Annotated in this window: 1 protein-coding gene; it reads right to left on the bottom strand. The window is 78.5% G+C overall.

Annotated elements, in window-relative coordinates; translation table 11 throughout:
* Positions 1–1,448: condensation domain-containing protein (locus tag BM314_RS29885; RefSeq protein ID WP_244540101.1), on the bottom strand; the 1,448-nt coding region annotated here is incomplete at both ends.

Genomic DNA, 1,448 nt, shown 5'->3' with positions numbered 1-1,448 from the left:
TCGTCCGGCGGCAGGTCCGGCTCGCCGCCGAGGGGGTCGAGCCGCAGCGGCACCAGCGTGGTGAACCAGCCCACCGTCCGGCTCAGGTCGTGGCGGGGCAGGGTCGGGCCGTCCTGCGCGTCGGAGAGGGGTTCGGGGAAGGGTCCTGAGAGGGGTTCGGCGAGCGCGTCGGCCAGGGCGTCGGCATCGCGACCGTGGCGCTCGAGGGTCACGCCCACCGCCGTCCCGTCGCCGCGCCGCACCAGCGCGATCGACAGGGCGGTGAGCAGGATTTCGTCGGGACGGGCGCTGTAGGGCCGGCCGGCCCGGCGCAGGAAGGCGTCGGTGGCGTCGGCGTCGAGGCTGTCGGCGATCTCGATCTGGGCGGATTCGACGTTGGGGGCGTCGGGCCGGACCGGCCGCAACGCGGCATCGGGGCACGGCCCCCCGGCCTGCCAGCCGGCCAGCCAGGATTCGCGGCGCCCGGCATGTCCGGGGTGCCGGGCCAGGACGTCGAGGCTGCGGGCCCAGCCCGGGAAGCTCGTCGGCGGGGGCGCGAGCGGCCGCCCGGCGAGGGCCGCCGCGAGGTCCTGGATCAGGATGCGCCACGACATGGCGTCGACCACGAGGTGGTGGGCGACGAGGAGGAGGCGCTCGGTCCTGTCCGCCGGCAGGGTGACGTGCACGGCCCGCCAGACCGGCCCTTCGGCGAGGTCGAGGCTCGTCTGGGCTTGCGCGGCGAGGGCCGCGAAGGCCGGCGCACCGTCCGCCGCGCGCCGCCACAGCGGGGGCTCCTGCCCCGGTGCCCGGCAGGTCTGGGTCCAGGCCCCGTGCGCGTCCCGCGCGAAGCGCAGGCGCAGCGCGGGATGGGCGGCCTCGACGGCCGCGAGCGCTTCCGCGAGGCGGCCCGGGTCGAGGGGGGCCCGGGGCGCGAGCACGATCGCCTGGTTCCAGTGCTGCCGGTTCGGGACGGGGCCGTCGAGGAACCGGCGCTGGATCGGGGTGAGGGGAACCGGACCGGCCTCGCGCGCCGGGTCGACCTGGGGGGCCGGCGCGGCCGCGCTGTCCGGGGCCGCGTCGAGATGCGCCGCCAGGGCGGCGAGGCGCGGGTGGGTGAAGACGTCCCGCGGCGTCAGCGCGAGGCCGCTCTCCCGGGCGCGGGCGACGAGCTGGAGGGCGAGGATCGAGTCGCCGCCGCGCTCGAAGAAGCTGTCCCGGCGCGACAGGCGTCGGGCGTCGAGGCCGAGCACGCCGGCCCAGAGGGCGGCGAGGCGCGTCTCGGTCTGGCCGCGCGGCGGATCGAAGCCGGTGCTCCCGCCCGCGGCGTCCGCGCCCGCCCAGTCGGGTTCGGGGAGCCGTCCTGGGTCGAGCTTTCCGTTGGCGGAGACCGGCAGGGCGGGCAGGGCGAGGATGCGGGCGGGGCGCAGCGCGTCGGGCAGCGTGTCGGCCAGGGCCCGCTGCAGCGCGGG

Source organism: Methylobacterium sp. 13MFTsu3.1M2 (genome assembly GCF_900112625.1).
Taxonomy (GTDB): Bacteria; Pseudomonadota; Alphaproteobacteria; order Rhizobiales; family Beijerinckiaceae; genus Methylobacterium.
Note: the sequence above shows the minus strand (reverse complement) of the source record. Positions and strands in the feature narration are given on the sequence as shown.